The following is an 18,894-nucleotide window of genomic DNA, read 5'->3' on the forward strand; positions in this document are numbered from 1 at the left end:
CAGCGCCGGTACCGCAAGGTTGGCGGCAGATTCGATGAACATCGCTTCGCTCTGGAACAACTACATTTCCAATATTTCGGTCCGGCGCAAGCTGAACCTGCTGACCGCTCTGATCGTCATCGGCGTCGTAGCACTGTCAGTCATAGCGGCGCGCATGCAGTACCTGGACCTGTACGAAACCCGCAAGGAAGCACTGCGCGCCCAGGTGGAAATGAGCTACGGCGTTCTGGATCACTACGCCAAGGAAGCGGAAACCGGTGCGATACCGCTGGAAGATGCTCAGAAGTACGCGATGGCCGCGCTGCAGAAGATGCGCTCCGACGGCGACGTCAACTATTTCAACATCTATAGCAACAAGTACGTGCTGTTGATGCATCCGTTCCGCGCCGACCTGGTCGGCAAGGACATGAAGGACTTCCGTGACCAGGACGGCGTGCGCCTGTACTACGACCAGGTTGAAGCTGCACGCAAGGGCGGCGGCTACGTCGCCTACGTCTGGGCCAAGCCCGGCAAGGAAGGCATGGTTGGCAAACTCACGTATGCAGGCATGTACACACCATGGAACTGGGTGGTTTCAAGCGGCATGTACATGGACGACCTGCAGGCCCAGGCACTGAAATTCACCGCTGTTATGACGGCAGCCGGCGGCGTGCTGGTACTGCTGGTACTGGCGCTGAGCTGGATCATCGGCAACCGCATCGTGCTGCCGTTGCGCAATGCCACCGCCGTCGCTACCGCCATTGCCAATGGCCGCATGGACAACCGCATCGCTGCGCCCAGCAAGGATGAAACCGGGCAGCTGCTGAGCAGCATGGCGCACATGCAGGATCAGCTACGCGCTGTAATTGGTGCGCAGGCGGAAATGGCACGCCAGCATGATGCCGGCATGATCCGCTATCGCATCGACGCCAGCACCTTCCCTGGCGACTACGGAGTGATGGTGGAAGAGACCAACGTACTGGTCAGCAACCATATCGACGTCAAGATGCAGGTGATCGCGCTGGCGCAGCGCTATGCGGTTGGCGACCTCAGCCAGGACATGCCGCTGCTGCCGGGCGACAAGCGTGTCATCACTGACACCATGGCTGCAATCAAGACCAACCTCGCCGCCATCAACAGCGAAATCAAACGCCTGGGCAGCGCAGCTGCTGCCGGCGATTTCAGTCAGCGCGGCGATGAAGACCGCTTCGAGCACGACTTCCATGCAATGGTTCGTTCGCTGAACAACATGATGCAGGTCAGCGACTACAACCTCGGCGAGGTATCGCGTCTATTGCAGGCGCTTGCCGAAGGCGATCTCACCGTCAAACTGAGCGGCGACGCCCAGGGTGTGTTTGCCAGCATGCGCGAGGACGCCAATAGCACCGTCAGCCAGTTGGCCGGCATCGTCTCTGGCATCCAGCAGTCGGCGGACAGCATCAATCTCGCCGCCGGCGAGATCGCTACCGGCAATTCGGATCTGTCCCGCCGCACAGAAATGCAGGCCGCCAACCTTGAAGAAACCGCCGCATCAATGGAGGAACTGACCTCAACCGTCCGCCAGAACGCGGAGTCCGCCCGCCAGGCCAACCAGCTCGCCATCGGTGCTGCCGGGGTAGCCTCGCGCGGCGGCCTCGTGGTCGAGGAAGTCGTCACCACCATGGGGCAGATCCAGCAGTCCTCGCGACGCATCGCCGACATCATCAGCGTGATCGATGGCATCGCCTTCCAGACCAATATCCTGGCGCTGAATGCCGCAGTGGAAGCTGCGCGAGCAGGTGAACAGGGCCGCGGCTTCGCGGTAGTTGCCGCCGAAGTCCGTACCCTCGCCCAACGCTCTGCTGGCGCGGCCAAGGAGATCAAATCGCTGATCGAGGACTCGGTCGGACGCGTGGACGAAGGTTCGCAGCTGGTGCAGCAGGCCGGCAGCACGATGGGCGAAATCGTTACCGCAGTACAACGCGTCACCGACATCATGGCCGAAATTTCTGCAGCTTCGCAGGAGCAGTCAGCCGGCATCGAACAGGTCAACCAGACCGTCATGCAGATGGACGAGACCACCCAACAGAACGCCGCCCTGGTAGAGGAAGCCACCGCTGCAGCACGCTCGATGGAAGAGCAGGCGTCCCTGCTGGACCAGGCGGTTGCGGTATTCCAACTGAACGCACAGCCAGCAGCGGCAGCACGCCCACAATCACTCGCCCTGGCCAGCTGAGCGGACTGCCACCATGATCGATCTGGACAGCAACCAGCGTGATTTCGAGTTCAACGACCGCGACTTCCGTCGCGTCTGCGAGCTGATCCATGCCCGTGCCGGCATTGCGCTGGCGCCGGCCAAGCGCGACATGGTCTATGGCCGTCTGTCGCGGCGGCTGCGCAACCTGGGCCTGCATTCGTTCAAAGACTACCTGGACCAGCTGGAACAGCATGGCGGCGACGAGTGGCAGGCCTTCACCAATGCCCTGACCACCAACCTCACCTCGTTCTTCCGCGAACCGCACCATTTCGACAAGCTGCGCGAGGAGCTGCAGACACGTGCCCCAAAGGCGCCGCTGAAGCTATGGTCGTGTGCCGCCTCCACCGGTGAGGAGCCCTACTCCATGGCGATAACCGCCTGCGAGGCCTTCTCGTCGATGACCCCACCGGTGCGCATCATCGCCACCGACGTCGACACCCAGGTACTGGCCACCGCCAGCCAGGGCGTCTACGCGATGGATCGTATCGCCGGTTTGGATCCGGCCATGAAGCGGCGTTATTTCCAGCGCGGCAGCGGCCCCAATGAGGGCAAGTGCCGGGTAGTCCCTGCCCTGCGCGCCCTGATCGAGTTCCGCCAGCTCAACCTGCTGTCCAACCGCTACGACGTCGGCGGCCCGTTTGATGCACTGTTCTGTCGCAACGTGATGATCTACTTCGACAAGCCGACCCAACGCGGCATCCTCTCGCGGTTGATCCAGCATATGGACGAAGAAAGCCTGCTCTACACGGGTCATTCCGAGAACTACCTGCATGCTGCCGATCTGATCCAGCCGTGCGGCCGCACCTTGTACCGCCGCAGCCGCAGGAATGGCGCATGAAGAACCCGCAGCACTACCCCGATGAGGTCATGCGTTACCGCGACACACGGTTCCAGACGATTGCCGCCAAGCTGCTGCCAACCCAGTACCTGGTAGTGGACGACGATACCGCGTTGACCACCATCCTCGGCTCCTGCGTGGCGGCCTGCATCCGCGACCCCATCCTCGGCATCGGCGGCATGAACCACTTTTTGTTACCAGAAGGCAATATCGGTGACGGCGCGCCCGCGCGCTACGGCAGCTACGCCATGGAACTGTTGATCAACGACCTGCTCAAGCGCGGCGCCCACCGCAAGCGTCTGGAAGCCAAGGTATTCGGCGGTGCCAACGTGCTCAAAGGCTTCACCAGCAATCCGGTGGGAACCCGCAATGCTGAGTTCGTGCGCCAGTACCTGCGCGCCGAACACATCCCGATTGTTGCTGAAGATCTATGTGGCATCCATCCGCGCAAGATCTGGTTCTTCCCGATCACCGGCCGTGTCGTGGTACAGCGTTTGCCGCACGCACATGATGCTGAAGTGGTCGCCACCGAAACCGCCGTCCGCGCCCGCCTGTCGCATACCCCGGTCAGCGGTGGCGTGGAGCTGTTTGAATGATGCCGCAGGCACCCTGCCGGGTTCTGATCGTTGACGACTCGGCCCTGGTACGCCAGATCCTGACCGAGATCCTGGCCGCCGATCCCGCTATCGAAGTCATCGGCACCGCCGCCGATCCATTGCTGGCACGCGAGAAGATAAAACGGCTCAACCCGGACGTATTGACGCTTGACGTGGAAATGCCGCGCATGGACGGCCTGGCCTTCCTGGAGAACCTGATGCGTCTGCACCCGCTACCAGTGGTGATGGTGTCATCACTGACCGAGCGCGGTGCCGACACCACCCTGCAGGCCTTGGCTTTGGGCGCGGTGGACTTTGTCGCCAAGCCGAAGATCGACGTCGCGCGCGGATTGGACGCGTATGCCGAGGAAATCCGCAGCAAGGTAAAGATGGCCGCGCGCTCACGGGTACGGGCAATTGCCGGCGGTCCACGTCGGCCGCTGCAGCGCCCGGCCAGCGCCAGCAGCCTCGGCTTCCGCACCACCGACCGCCTGATCGCCATCGGCGCTTCCGCCGGTGGCACCGAGGCCCTGCGCGTGGTGTTGGAAGCGATGCCAGCCGATGCGCCTGCCATTGTCATGACCCAGCACCTCCCGGCCAGCTTCAGTACGGCCTTTGCAGAACGTCTGGACCGACATTCGGCAATGTCGGTACGCGAAGCCAGCGACGGCGAAGCCATCCTGCCTGGCCACGCCTACCTGCCTGCCGGCGGCCAGCATCTGCGTGTGATACGCGACGGTGCGCGCTGGCGGTGCCGGGTGGACGACGGCGTGCCGGTCAACCTGCATAAGCCGGCAGTCGATGTATTGTTCCGCTCCGTCGCGATGAATGCCGGTGCCAACGCCATCGGAGTGATCTTGACAGGCATGGGCGAAGACGGCGCACGCGGCCTGCTGGACATGAAACAGGCCGGTGCGACGACCCTGGCCCAGGATGAAGCAAGTTCGGTTGTGTGGGGCATGCCGGGCAGTGCAGTGCGTTTGGGCGCCGCCGATGAAGTGCTGCCACTGGATAGAATCGCCGAGCGGATTCTCGGCATCGCCCGCGGCTGATGCCACGGCCTTAACGGCCGTGGCTTTTGATCAGCCCGCCGCTTCAGGCGCGAACATGGCAGCCAGCACCGCGATAATGGCGGGCAACTCACTGGCAATGAACTGCGCGTTTGCAGTGACTTCGTCGGTCTCCACTTCAGCCTGATCGCAGAGAAATTCAATACGCTCACAGATGTCCATCAGATGCGTAACCTGCAACAGACGCATACCACCGTTGATGCGATGCACGAGGCTGGACATCTCCGCTGGTTCAAAGCTAGGCAACAACGCCAGCAGCTCGGTCAGATCACGCACGAAACTCCTATGCGCCTCAATGACCAGACTGCGTGTCATCCCGGCATCGCCACCGGTCAATTCCTGCAGCGTCTCTTCGATGTCGCTGATCTGTTGCTGGCTCGCCTGCACTGCGCTGATGCCTGTGCTCTCACCCAGGGTGACCAGCATGCTGGAAAGTGTGCTCAAGCTGACCGGCTTGAAAAGGCAATCATTCATGCCTGAGGCAATGCACCTGGCCCGCTCCTCGGGCTGCGCGTTGGCGGTGAAGCCGATGATCACGCATGGCGGCAGACCATAGGCCTTTTCATGTCGTCGAATTGCCCGTGCCATCTCATGACCATTCATCACCGGCATATTGCAATCGGTGACGACGACATCGACGCGCTCCTCCAACCAGCAATCCAGACCCTCACGTCCATCCGATGCGCTGCGCACGCACTGCCCAAGAAATGCCAGCTGCTGTGTCAGCAACGTACGGTTTGCGGAGTGGTCGTCAACCACCAGAACCTTCAAACTCGGATGTCTGGCATCCGCGGCCTGCGGAACCTCGTTCGCTCCCGGGACCGGTGGCAATACCTCCAGCGGTAGATTCAGCACGACCGAGGTACCTTCGCCCGGTGTACTGCGGATAGAGATGTCTCCCCCCATCAACTCACACAGGAACTTGCAGATCGGCAAGCCCAGGCCAGTGCCGCCGCGTGAGCTATGGCCATGATTGGCCTGAGAAAATGGATCAAACAGGCTCGCGATATCGGCATCGGCAATACCTATACCGGTATCGGCAACTTCCAGCTGCAGGCGCAACTGTGCCACCGCAACTGAAACAGCATTGACCCGGATGGTGACCCGGCCACGGTCGGTGAATTTGATGGCGTTGCCGACGAGATTGGACAGCACTTGCTTGAACCGCATCGGATCAATGGACACGTCGCAGTCCACGCTGGGATCAAGTTCCAGGATCAGATGCAGTGTCTTCTGGCGGGCCAGACCATTGAACACCCGCGTCACCGACTCGGTCATCTCACGCAGATTGGCCCGCTTCGGACTCAGGCTGACGTGGCCAGACTCGATGCGCACCACGTCCAGGATGTCACCGATCAACTCGAGCAGACCATGGGCCGAGTCATAGGCCACCGCGATGGCCGCCCTATCAAGGCGCCCTTGATCTGCGTGCTTCTGCGCAAGCTCGAGCATGCCGATGATGGCACTCATCGGCGTGCGGATCTCATGGCTCATGGTCGCCAGGAAGGTGGTCTTGGCCCGGCTCGACTGGTCCGCGGCGTTCAGCGCACGGCGCAGTTCTTCCATCAGATGCAAACGGTCACTCACATCGATCCAGCCACAGACCACGCCCTTGGCCTGCCCTTGTGAATCGAAGTAGGGGTAGATCCAGTGATAGATGCTCAGCACCCTTCCAGGCAGGTGCAGCGTGCGATCCACCTCCAGTGGCCTGCCATTGGCCATCACCCACAGATAGTCGTCATGGAAGCTCTGGGCTTCGAACGGATCGAGCTTGGCACCCTCCATCGATGTCTTGCCGATAACCTTTTTCTCGGTGACCGCCAGCATGTCAAGATAGTTGGTGTTGCAGGTAACCAATCTGCCCTGCTCGTCACGGACATATATGGGGTGCGGCGTTCCGTTGATCAGCGAGCGCATGAAATTCAGCTGCTCTCCCAACGCGTCCTCGGCCACCTGGCGACGGCGGTACTGCGAACGGATATGCACGTTCCATATCAACGACACCAGGATAAGCAGCAGTGCCCCAGCGGTAATCTTGTAGATCAACCCGCGAAAGTCAGTCCACGTTGCCGGTGATGCATCGGGCCGCGGCCGCCAGCGGTTCTGGAAGATATCCACTTCGTCCGGCGGAATCTGCAACATCGCTTTATCGATGATGCTGGCAAGCTCGGGCATGCTTTTGCGCGTAGCGATGGCCAACCACGCAGGCGTATCCTCCACTACGTCTGACACACGCAACTTGTCGTCATGCAGGACAGATGTGTAGTAGAGCGCCATCGGCAGGAATGCAATCGTCGCGTCCGCCTTGCCGTCTTTCACCAATTCCATTGCTGCCGCCAAGGTATCGGTCTCGATGAACTGAAAGTCCGATGCCGGCAACAACATTTCCTTCAGCGCATGATGAGCCGGCAGCGCGATGCGCTTGCCGCGAAGATCACTCAATGACAACGGACTGCCGGGTTCTTCGCGCGTAATTATCCCGAAAGAAGTCTGCACGAACGGCCGAGATAAGCTAAACCGCTGTGCTCGCGAAGGGGTCGGCACCAACATGGTCACATCTGCTGTTCCAGCCTCCAGTGCAGCCATCTGTTGATCGAGCCGGGATACCCGGACCGGTTCGAACTCCAAGCCGGTACGCTGCGCGATAGCGCGCATGATGTCAGCACTCAAACCGCTGAAACGCCCATCGGTATCAAAGTAGGAAAGTGGCGCCGTGTCATTGCTGGCGACGAAACGCACCACCGGATTCTCGCTGATCCAGCGCTGCTCTGCAGGCGTTAGTTCTATCCGTGCCGATGGTACGATCCCGCCACCACCGGACCAACGCTTCAGAATCTCACTCCCATGGGTCTGTTGAAGCTGCATCAGCGCAAGGTTGATGACGCGTTCCAGGGTCAGCGCATCCTCGTGCACCGCGAATGCAAAACCGCCGGTATCGGTGCGCGGATCCGCAATCGTTCGCACATAGTTGAAGTAACTCAAATTAACCAGATAGTTGCTGGAAACCGCATCCCCCAGATACAGATCCGCACTACCAAACGCCAGCGAGGCAAGCGCTTGCTCGCGTGAACGGTAGGTGGAGATGATCGCATGCGGGTACAGATCGCGGATCTGGATTTGCGGCAGATAGTCCTCGGCTACCGCGATACGCATACCAGCCAGCCCTGGCGGCATGTGCCTACGCTCTGCTTTGCGCACGTATAGCACCGGCGTATCTTCAACATAGCGCTGTGTCAAACGCACCGCATGTTCTGCGAGTTCGTAGTTATTGGCACTGCCAACCATGTCGACCGCGCCGCTTTCAACCGCACGCAAGGCAGCTGCTCGGTCCGGATAGCGAACAACCCGCAATTTCACGCCAAGCATTTCACCGATAGCGCCAAACGCATCGGCGGTGATTCCCTCATAGCAGTCATTGCCTGAGAACACTTCAAGCGGCATAAAGCTTGGCGGGGCAACACCCATCACCAGCGTACCCTTGGAGCGCAGCCAATCGCCATCCCCTTTTCCAAGCTCAAGCGCAGTGTTTGGCATATTGTTGCGCGCCAACAAAGTCACGTCTCTGACCGCCTCAGAGGCAGCAAAAGCGGAACCCGCCAACAGCAATAGAAGGGCAGCGAGGACCCATGCCGCACAGATCAAGCGGCGCCTCAGCATGATGTGCAGCATGGTTGCGATACTCAGAAATTCAATCAGCCGGTGGCGAGGCTGTGCTGCAGCTTGAACAGCTCTGCATCAGTACGGACGCCAAGTTTTCGGAACGCGGCTTGTTTTTGGCCGCTGATGGTCTTCATGCTGCGCATGAACTTGCGTGATATCTGCGAAACAGACATCCCGTCCAGACAGCAGCGCAGTACCTCACGCTCCTTGGGCGAGAGCGAAGGATCATTCAGCAGGCGCTGCGCGCCTTTTACATCAGGAGATGTGCGTCCCGCGGGCAGCGGCTGCCGTCCAAGACGGTAAGCCAGCCCTGGCGATACATAGGTTTCGCCCGAGGCAACCTTACGAATGGCCTCAACCAGTAACTCTGCGCTTTCTGACTTCCCAAAGAAGCCGTTGGCGCCAACACTGAGCGATAGATTGACGACGGATGGCGTCTCCGTCGAGGACGAAATAAGTATGCAAAGCGTAGGAAATCGACGACGAATCAATCCGATAAGATGCAAACCGTCCAGCTCACTTGCACCCAGTGCATAGTCAAGCACCAGCAGATCTGCTGGAGTATCACCCAATGAAGCAAGCAGATCCCGACTGTTCGAGTAAACACCAACAACCTTCATATCTGCTTCGCGTGACAAGCGCAGCTCCAACGCCATCTGTATTAAATAGTGGTCATCCAACACCGCAACGCGGAGTGGCGCCATCACTGACCATTTCACTGAATCAACTCCTCTACACCGCAAATCCCAGCAACACCAAGCAGGTTCCAGACAGCATGCTGGTTAGTGCTCCCCATCAACCCAGGCAACAAGCCAGAACGATCGTTCTGTTCATCCAAAATGGATGCAGCCCTTGATCCAACGATTGGGGCCATTTCCTTCATTCAAGGCGCCGCTGCCTGACGCACTTCCACGCGCAGCACAATCCTGCGATTTGGCGCATAGCAGACACGCTGTTGTTCAGCACTACCGTAGCAACCGTGCTTCACCAGCGTTCGGCTACCAGCGCTAGTTGAATGCGCCATCGACTGCGGAACACCGTGGCTGATCAAGGCGCTGCGAACGCTGTCAGCCCAACGTTGGCCCAGCAGCTGATTGTCTGCCGAGGCACCCATCGGATCGGTATGTCCCTCTACTTCAACACGGCTTATCTGCGCGCCTTCATGCTGCAGATCTACAAGCAGAGATTGAATGTGGTCGCTGCCATACGCACTGATTCCGTTCAGGCCATTGATCATCGAATCAGCTGAAAGAACGTACTCGCGAACTACCGACTTTGGTGCATCCAGATAGCGATAGTGACGACAAGGCTCAGCCATGGAAGCACGCGATAGCAGGTGGTTCTGCTGCAACATCCCAATCAGTTCTGTGGAAGCTATTGTCTTGGTCACGGGCAACGGTTGATTGCCGCCCTCCTCCCGAACCTTTAAGTAGTAGGTCGCGCCGCCTTTCAACGTCGCTGCGTATAAATCGTCATTCTTTCCCGCGTAAATTGGAGCGTCATCAAGGTAGGAACCCAAGATGTGGCGGCCAGGCACCAAACAGAAAGCGGTATAGCTGCCAGGGTTCAGCGCGGTGATGAACTCCCTGTCCAGATAGACGTTCGCGACTGCGGCGCCGTTGGCATCTACGGAGCGGTAGTAAACAACTTGAGCTTGGTCTTGCCCTACTGCCCCCACCTCTGAGTACAGCATGTCAGATGTGCGGTCACGCTTCGCCGCTGTGGGACCTCCCGCAGATGCTGCACTTGCAGCAGTGAGCAGAACCATTACGGCCACACCTTTTATACGTTCAACTACCGCGCAGCACATCTGAGCATCACTCCGTCGCGCCCGCTCACTCCAACTGATGCGGCGGTGCATATATTCAATATGGAGCGGCAACCCAACGCCGCCGTTCAGTACCCGAGCCTTACTCGCGATGCGCGTATGCCTGAATGACAACGCGGCGATTCGGCGCATTGCAGGCAATCAAACGTGCACGATCGCCCTGACAGTTGTCGACCAACAGCTCGCGATAGCCTTTGGAATGAACGGATATGGCGCTCACAGACAAACCACTCTCGGCTAGCATCTTCTGCACCGCCTGCGCGCGCAGCATTCCGAGCGCATCATTGGCTGCTTCGCTACCGATTGGATCGGTGTGGCCTACCACGTCAATCCGATCAAGCTCTATGCCGACCTTCTTCATCTGGCTTGCAATTGCAGCAACGGCGCCACGGCCATCGTCGCGGACGTCGGCATAACCGGCCTTTCCAAACGCAAACAACACGTCGGCGGACAGGTTGTATTCCAAACGCTCTGCTGTGGCAGCATATCTGCAATTCAACATGGCAGACGCCCGCGACAGGACGTGAACCTGACGCCGGCTGCCAGCAAGTTCACGCTCCGCGTCCGAACGAGTGACCGCCGTTGGCAACAACGCACCGCCCTCGTCCACTTTCAGGAAATAGGTCGTACCAGCTTCCAGCGTTGTTCGCGGCTGCGCCGTCTTGCCCTCATAGTGCGGTGCATCGCCAAGTACGGCATTCAGTCCGTGTGCACCAGGCGTTAAGCAGAACACGGTAAAAGCGCCCGGCAAAAGGCTGGTATGAAACTCGTTGTCCACATACACGTACGTTGCGCTGGCCTGCTGACCAGCTGCTCCAGCACGGTAATAGACGACCTGGCTCTGATCGGCAGCCACTGCTGGTACCGATTGATAGGAATCGCCAAAAGTCGACGCGGGAATTTCCGCATGCGCGGCGGCATACACAAGAAAGCAAGCCGTCGCCCCAGCAACCGCCGATACCGCGCGTTTCATCGTTCCATTCAAAGACATACCATATTCCTCACTAGCAAAATTTCGGCCCGCCACTCCGCGTAAAAGCGAACGATTCGCCTTTGCGGCGAAAGGGCCACCATTTCCAGACTCATAGATAAAACCGGCAGTTCAGCAGCGCACGTCGAAACGCTTCGACGTGCCATGAGCGGCCGCCTCGTTGCTACCAGTATGTTTGTCGACAGAGACTCCATACATAGGGAAAGTCTCAAAATTCAGTTCGCCGTCGCATATGGCGCGACGTATCGGAAAAGAGGCCACAGTGGCATCCACTGTTGCCATTCAAGTAAATACCGCGTGGCAAACGAGGCAGTTACCTGTCAGCACTGAGCCAGCTCAGCAGCGTTCCTGCGCTTGCGTACTGCCTGACTACCGCCTGGTACCCATCAAATCGGCTGGAAACTTCACCAACCTGGTTGTTGTAGTGTTCGCTTTCCGAAGACAGTACATCGAGCAAACTACGCCGTCCCAGGTGATACCACTGGTCATAGAACGCTGCGCGAATCTTGTCCGATTCCAAAGACAAGCCACGATAGAGATCAGCGCGATCGGCCAGCGAACGAGCATCCTGGTTTGCTGCGCGAATACGGTATTCCAGATCCTGCACCTGTTGTTCGGCAGCCATCCAACCTGCTTGAGCGCGCTGCCGCGCTGCTTGTTCCGAAGCGCGACCTGAGCCACCACGAAACGCGGACCAGGATAGCGTCACACCGGTCTGCCATGCGGACTCGCGCCCATAGATGTCATCGCCGGAATTTTTGCCAACCACCCAGTTAACCTGCGGCAGAAGCGCAGATCGCACTGCAGCGGCCTGCATATCTGCCGAGCGCGCCGATGCTCTGGCCTGCAACACGGTGGGGTGATGCAGCGATGCGGCCAGCAGCCAATTCAGTTCCGGAAGTCGAATATCCCAGTATTGCGAACTCGGCAGGCTTGGCAGCGCACGGTTACCTACCATCCTGCGCAGATTGATCTCGATATCACGCGTCTTGGACTCTGCTGCACTACGCGATGCTTCGGCCTGCAGCAATCGTGCCCTGGCCTGGATCAGCTCGCTCACTCGGCCAGGATCGACAGCAACGATGCCTTCAAGCATTTTTACCAGCTCCGCCATGCGGTCCACATAGCGCTGGCTGGCTTCCACAATGATGCGCTGCTTGGCAAGTTCAACCAGATTTGAGGTTACATCGTACGCTGAGGACTCCAACTGCGCCTGCACCGCAGAGTCCGCAGCGTCAGCAAGGTAGCTGCGACTTTCGATGGTCTTGCGAACTCGCCCCCAGTCGAACAGTGTGGTGGTTATACCCAAGCTCAGTGACGGATCGCTGGGCCCCGAAGCGGCGCTGGAGCCAAACTCACGGGAAAGCCCACGAGCACTGATGTCCAACTGCGGATAGCGCTGACCTCTTGCTTCGGAGATATCAGCCTTGGACGCAGCATGTTGCGCCAACGCGCCGGCAACCGCCGGGCTGCGCCCACTCGCAGCATCAACCATGCTCAGGAACATGCTGCGCAGCTCAGCCTCGGGCACCTCGCCCCCCCTTGTACCTGGCGCACCCTGCACGACGACGCCAGGCGCAGACAGCAAGGCACTCAATCGTACGATCGGCGCAACCAAAGCCTCAGCCGCCGCAGGAGCAGTCTCGCTGGTAGCATTCGGCATATCTACCCGTGCGAGTGGAAGGCGCTCAAACACAAGTACATCCTCCAACAACCCATCAGACACTGGAATCGCCAAGCTTTCGCGAACCGAACGCACAACACCAGAAGTTGAATCAGCCTTTGAAGCTCCAGCACCGACCTGGCGCAGCTGCGAAGCGAAAGGTCGCGCGTCGGCAGCAACTTCACTTGCAGTGCTAGCCGGGGCAACCTGCTCGAACCGAAGAAGCTCATCTTCAGCCGTTGCGTTCCCACTCATGACCGCCATGCTGGCAAAAGCGATGACTGTCCAGGTAACAACGGGCCTCTGTGCCGTTCCCGTCCCACCGGAAGCCAAGCACTTATCGAAACTGCTCATCCACTACCTCAAAAGTATTCGTATCCAGAACAAGGAAGGTCGTGTGCTCGGAAACAGCTGCCATCGCTCGTGTTGGGACGTCGAACGCGCAACGCTGCTCCAACCCCTATTACCCAGTCCTGCCGCTAACCTACGTTTACGCCAGTACCGCGTCGCCTAAGAAATTTCCAACGCGTTGCAGCTTCGTAACAGGCGAAGACAGGAATCCGCTGCCCCCAGATTCGCGGAACACGTCCTTGATGCTTGGGCTGAAAGATTCATCCTCATAGAATCCAAAGTCGTGCTTGCACCCCGTAAACGTTGCTGAATCCACTGGCGATATGACATTGGAGCTTGCGTTCCACACGCACCGGCTCCCTGCATCCAGATTCCACTCGGACGCAACGTGCCTTTCCACCTCAGCAGAGCATGGCTTCATGGCGAAATACCCCCACTTGTTCAGCACAGCAACGGCAAGCCTCCATTCCACGCATCGGCACATGGAAGATGCTGGAATAGCGGAAAGTGCAGCTCTGAAAATCATCCACTGAAGGTATCTTCGGGCGTAATCTCTTGCTGTATACGACCAGCAGAGCAGTGGCTCGATACGCCCCTCAAGACGAGATGTCCAGCAACCAAACATCGCTGCTGGAGACTCCCTTTCGGGTGGCGCAAGAGCGTCTGACGAACGCATTGGAAAGGCCCGGAGTGTCTTTTGACTATCCTCCGGACCCTTCTTTCGTCAAACGGCCATATGCTGCTCAAGCGGGTAAGCAATCTCACTCACGACTACGGGGTACCACTCGGTATCGATCGCCTGATTGCTGCTGACCACCCAGCTCTCCTGTTCAACTGTTTCGATGGAGGACTGCTGGTTGACAGCCTGCACTGGATCGATCGCGGGGTCGCGCAGCACAGCGCCCTGGCTGAAGAGCTCAATCCCCGCTTCAACCAGAAGATCGTGCGCCGGGACAAGCACCTCAGCACTGCCATCGTTCGGTGCGGACCTGATCGCCATCGCAACGACAACTACCCACTGCTCAGATGCGTCGCTTATGTTGCCCGCCACATCGAAGGATTGGAATGTAAAGCGATGTTCGCCGTACGCCAAACGCTCGGCGGTGTACGTCCACCCACCGTACTCATCGACTGTTGCGAAGCCAACTTCTTCGCCACTATTGAAAACGATGATGGTCGAATTCGGCTCCGCCCTGCCAACAAAGGTAGGAGTCCGGTCATCGGTGGTCTGCCCGTTCTCAAGGTCTCCCATCCATGCACCAGCGTTATCCTTTACAGCGTCGATAACCGGACGATCGGGAGCGACAGTGTCGACGCGTACGGCATAGGTGTTGCTGACCGCACTCTCAGCACCACCTGAACTTACAGCGATTGCAGAGAAACCGTGCAGTCCTTCCGTCAACGCGATTTCCGGAGTGAAGCTCCAGCGCCCGTTGTCACCTACCACGATGCTTCCGAGCAGAGTTTCGCCGGATCTGACCTCAATCAGCTCTCCCGCCTTCCCGGTTCCGTTGATGGTCGGGTTCGCATCATCGGTACTGCCGCCATTCTGGAGAATGCCGGTGTACTCGCCAACGTCATCCCTGACGTTGGTGATCCTCGGGATCGTCGGAATCGAGGTATCGACGATAAAGTCAAAGGTATCGGAAGGTGCACTCAGATTGCCGGCTGCATCCAAGGCTTCAACGCTCAGTGTATGCACGCCATCATCCAAGGCTGCGGACAACACAAATGTCCAGCTGCCATCACTAGCTGTCACGGCACGGCCAATCTCAATCCCACCGTCCTTGATGATCACTATGCAGTCGCGTTCGGCGGTACCGCTGATTGTCGGCGTGGAATCGTCAGTCATTCCGCCCGAGGCGACGCTGCCCGTACGCGCGCCATGATCGTCATACACCAGCTCGATTGCTGGCCTATCCGGTGCGCTCGTGTCGATCAAGATGTCGAATACCTCCGAGGGCGCACTAACGTTACCGGCACCGTCTTCAGCTTTCACAGTGAACTCGTGCGCACCATTGAGCAACGGCGAACTTGGCGTGAAGCTCCACTCCCCGTTCATGCCGACCGTGGTGCTACCCAGCAGACTGCCGTTGTCATAGATGTGAACCTCGCTATTGGGCTCAGCCTTGCCGGACAGCGTCGGCGTGGTGTCATCCGTGCTCTGGCCAGGACTCAGCGCGCCCTGGGGTGAACCCACATCGTCATGTATCTGATCAATCGTCGGCTTGCCCGGGCCAGTAAGATCGATGGTGAAATCGAAGAATTCGCTGTTGGCGCTTTCACCATTGGCCGCCGTGGTCACGGTTGCAGACAGGCTGTGCAGGCCTTCGCTCAAACCAAGGCTCGGCGTGAAGCTCCACTTGCCATCAGTGCCAGCCAGGACCTGCCCCAGCAAGGTACTGCCTTCGTAGACCTTTACGGTACCGCCCGCGGTGGCTATGCCATACAGGGTGGGAGTGACGTCATCGGTGAGACCGCTTGTGCCGATCTCGCCTTGGATAGTGCCAACATCATCGGTGGCACCATCGATGCGGACGACTACGACATTCGTGTTTACTTCGAAATCTATCGCTGGCGACCTAGGAGCAACGTTCCCAGCCTTGTCCACCACTTCGTAACTCAAGCTGTGCTGACCATCAACAAGCACCGGGGAGGGGGTGAAACTCCACTCGCCACTTGCGTTGGTAGGCACTCGCCCGATCACCATCGCTCCGTCATAGATGACTACGGCCGCGTTGGCCTCAGCCTTGCCAACGAACGTCGGTGTGTTGTCGTCGGTCGTCATTCCGTCAACGATCTGGCCAGTGATCTGACCCACGTCGTCCCACAGCGCTGCGTCCGCCGGACCCGGCTGCACCGGCGCGGCGGTGTCCACAATGATCGGGTACGGACCGGTTGGATCACTGCTATTGCCCACAGCATTGGTGGCCACCGCAGTAATGCTGCGCAGGCCGTCAGCCAGGTCGGCGGTTGGCGTATAGCTCCATTCGCCATTTGCGCCAACAGCAGTACTGCCGGCCAACGCGCCGTCGATATAGATCGATACCTTCGTACCCGCTTGCGCGGTACCGTTTATTGTCGGGCGCGCGTCGTCAGTCACGTCGTTCTTCTGCAACGCACCGGTAACCGAGCCGATATCATCAACCACCGAGGTGATTGCCGGAGTAGCCGGCAGCTCCGGACTGCCCAAGGTCAGGTCGAAGTTGTTGGATCGCTCACTGGCGTTGCCTGCGGCATCGATCGCTTCGGCAGTCAGCTTGTGCGGGCCCAGCCCCATCGGCAAGAACGGCTCAAACGACCACTTGCCCTCGGCATCGGCGATGACATGCCCGATCTCCAGGCCATGATCCCTGATGACCACCTTGGCAAATGCCTCCGCGCTGCCGCTGATGGTCGGCTTGGAATCGTCGGTCCAGTCACCCGAGCTGAGGGGGCCCATCTGACTGCCTTGATCGTCGTTCACCAATTCAATCACCGGAGGTGCCGGTGGGGCTGTGTCGATGGTGATGGCGAAGCCGTCCGAATGAACGCTGGTGCTGCCTGCTTTGTCCTGTGCGGTAACAGTGAACAGATGACCACCGTCCAACAGTGGCGGACTTGGAGTGAAACTCCACTTGCCTGCGGCGTCAGCGACGGTGTTTCCGAGCAGATTGCCCCCGTCATAGACCCAAATGGTACTGCCAGCCTCAGCCTTGCCAGATATCGTTGGCGTGCTGTCATCCGTGCTCTGGCCCTGGCCAAGCGCGCTCTGCAACGTTCCCCTGTCGTCATACACCTGCTCGATCGTCGGTTTTTCCGGAGCGGTGATGTCGACAACAAAATCAAACGTCGCACTGCGGTCGCTCTCGCCTTTCGCCGCGGTGGTCACTGTGGCAACAAGGCTGTGGGCCCCTTCGCTCAGGCCAACGGCTGGCGTGAACTCCCACTTTCCGTCCGCACCCGCAGTTGTCTCGCCCAGCAACAACGTGCCTTCATATATCTTGACGGTGCCACCGGCAGTAGCCGTACCAAACAATCGCGGCTGGGTGTCATCGGTAACGCCGCCGCTCATGAAGGTTCCCTTCACAACGCCGGCATCATCCTCGGCAGCGTATATTTCAACCAGCTCAGGACGTGTATCGACCAGGAACTCGGTCGTTGAGGACTTCTCGCTGGTATTGCCAGCACGATCAACCACGACGTAGTCAAGGATATGCAAACCATCCTCGAATCCCCCGCTGGGACTAAAACTCCACTTACCGTCGCCGGCAACCGCTGCACGGCCGACTTCCACGCCCTTGTCGTAGATAATCACGGTCGCGTTCGGTTCCGCCCTGCCATCAATGACTGGGCGATTGTCATCGGTGATGGTGCCGTTGCCGATCTGGCCCTGGATGCGCCCCTCGTCGTCCGTCATACCGATGATGACGGGAGTATCGGGCGCAATTTTGTCGACAAAAATTACGTAAGGAGCGGATACGTCACTGTACTCGTCATCCCCATACTCATACATCACGGAAATCACGTGGCGGCCGTCAGCCATCGGAAGTCGCGGCACGAATGACCACGCCCCATCAGCACCGGCCGCGACAACACCGATGAGTTCCGCACCGTTGTAGATATGGACCAGCACGCCGCTTTCAGCCTTGCCAACGATCTTCGGGCTTCCGTCATCGGTGAATCCACCATTCGGAATATTGCCTTGAATCGCGCCCTGACCATCCAGAATGCTGTCAATGGCTGCCTCCACCGGTTGGCCAAACGCAACAGCTTCACTCACGTCCAGCGCTTCGACAGCATCGCTACCACCACCAGCGGATGCGGCTTCACGCTGGTACACGTCGACAACCGCGAAGACGTCAACCGGCGTAACACCGTTGCTTTCCGCTGCGTCGTGCACGCGCTCGATATCCACCAGGGGTTTGGCTGGCAATGCTTCTGCAGCAGCCATTCCGGCCGCGAAGCCGACCTGCGCATCGCCAACAGGCTCCACCTCCGGTACAACCGATGCTGCGACCATCGGCGGCGCCGGCTCGAACCCGGTAGCGGGCGACAGCGCAGATCCATCTACTGCGAACAATAACGAACTCGGCACGGCGGTGGACGGCGTCGACGCCAGTTGTAGCAATACTCCCCCCGCAACTTCTGCTGCGGAAGCTTCCGTGGCCTCATCGGTAACCAGCCTGTACGGCTGGTAATTCCCGCCGGTGCACAAACCAAACAACTGCGCATGATTGACAAAGAAACCTTCGATGATCAGAACGTCCCGCGCGGAACCGCCGGACTCTTCAGCCAGCAACAGGTTGTTCGCCAAGCGTTTGATGATCATGCCGTCCGCCGCACCCCGGCTATCGGCACCAGCCAGAATATAGCGACCGCCAGCCAAGGCATGGATACTAGGTGTACTACCCGCGTCCGCCTCCTGCAGAACAAGGTTCTGGGCCACGGAACCGCCATTGAGCACAGATAAGATAGCAGCCATTTGATGATCCACCTTTGTTGTTGATTTGTTGAGCGAAACTGCGGCCGGACTTACACCCAGAAGCGCAGATTCCGTCGAGTACTTTTCAATTCCGTCCCAACTGCCCTGCGCACCCAGGAACTGCGCCATGTGCTGCTTACTTGAGAGCAGGCGCACACGCCAAAGTTTCGCTGACGTTCGTTGACACCGCGCGATGCAGGCGCGGAAGGCACATACCG

At 59.0% G+C, this 18,894-nt stretch carries 10 protein-coding genes; 4 read left to right on the top strand and 6 right to left on the bottom strand.

The window, feature by feature from the left end:
* Positions 1–34: 34 nt before the first annotated feature.
* Genes ACVOK8_RS00915 through ACVOK8_RS00930 form a run of 4 tightly spaced genes read left to right on the top strand, consistent with a single transcriptional unit; the run spans position 35 to position 4,701 of the window.
* A complete protein-coding gene (locus ACVOK8_RS00915) occupies positions 35–2,194 on the top strand; it encodes a methyl-accepting chemotaxis protein (RefSeq protein ID WP_481565158.1) in 2,160 nt (719 codons plus the stop codon).
* Between the two features lie 13 nt (positions 2,195–2,207).
* On the top strand, positions 2,208–3,053 hold the full coding sequence (locus ACVOK8_RS00920; RefSeq protein WP_481565159.1) for a CheR family methyltransferase: 846 nt from the start codon (positions 2,208–2,210) through the stop codon (positions 3,051–3,053).
* Complete coding sequence (gene cheD / locus ACVOK8_RS00925) at positions 3,050–3,649, top strand: chemoreceptor glutamine deamidase CheD (RefSeq protein WP_481565160.1); 600 nt, start codon at positions 3,050–3,052, stop codon at positions 3,647–3,649. Before ACVOK8_RS00920 ends, cheD begins: the two co-directional genes overlap by 4 nt.
* Positions 3,646–4,701: a protein-glutamate methylesterase/protein-glutamine glutaminase gene (locus ACVOK8_RS00930; protein WP_481565161.1), complete on the top strand. Its 1,056-nt coding sequence runs from the start codon at positions 3,646–3,648 to the stop codon at positions 4,699–4,701. Before cheD ends, ACVOK8_RS00930 begins: the two co-directional genes overlap by 4 nt.
* A 30-nt stretch (positions 4,702–4,731) precedes the next feature.
* On the opposite strand, the gene ACVOK8_RS00935 is transcribed toward ACVOK8_RS00930, so the two are convergent.
* From ACVOK8_RS00935 to ACVOK8_RS00960, 6 genes are all read right to left on the bottom strand, one after another.
* The gene (locus tag ACVOK8_RS00935; protein WP_481565162.1) at positions 4,732–8,388 is read right to left on the bottom strand and encodes an ATP-binding protein; all 3,657 of its coding nucleotides are present in this window, start codon (positions 8,386–8,388) and stop codon (positions 4,732–4,734) included.
* Between the two features lie 23 nt (positions 8,389–8,411).
* Positions 8,412–9,098 (bottom strand): response regulator, encoded by a 687-nt coding sequence (locus ACVOK8_RS00940; RefSeq protein ID WP_481565163.1) that lies wholly within the window; start codon positions 9,096–9,098, stop codon positions 8,412–8,414.
* 164 nt (positions 9,099–9,262) lie between these two features.
* A complete protein-coding gene (locus tag ACVOK8_RS00945) occupies positions 9,263–10,339 on the bottom strand; it encodes an OmpA family protein (RefSeq protein WP_481565164.1) in 1,077 nt (358 codons plus the stop codon).
* On the bottom strand, positions 10,290–11,198 hold the full coding sequence (locus ACVOK8_RS00950) for an OmpA family protein (protein ID WP_481565165.1): 909 nt from the start codon (positions 11,196–11,198) through the stop codon (positions 10,290–10,292). The genes ACVOK8_RS00945 and ACVOK8_RS00950 overlap by 50 nt, the downstream gene beginning before the upstream one ends.
* Positions 11,199–11,511: 313 nt before the next feature.
* The gene (locus tag ACVOK8_RS00955; protein WP_481565166.1) at positions 11,512–13,215 is read right to left on the bottom strand and encodes a TolC family protein; all 1,704 of its coding nucleotides are present in this window, start codon (positions 13,213–13,215) and stop codon (positions 11,512–11,514) included.
* A gap of 721 nt (positions 13,216–13,936) precedes the next feature.
* Positions 13,937–18,805 (bottom strand): Ig-like domain-containing protein, encoded by a 4,869-nt coding sequence (locus ACVOK8_RS00960; RefSeq protein ID WP_481565167.1) that lies wholly within the window; start codon positions 18,803–18,805, stop codon positions 13,937–13,939.
* Positions 18,806–18,894: the final 89 nt, after the last annotated feature.

Source organism: Stenotrophomonas sp. STEN083 (assembly GCF_056759195.1).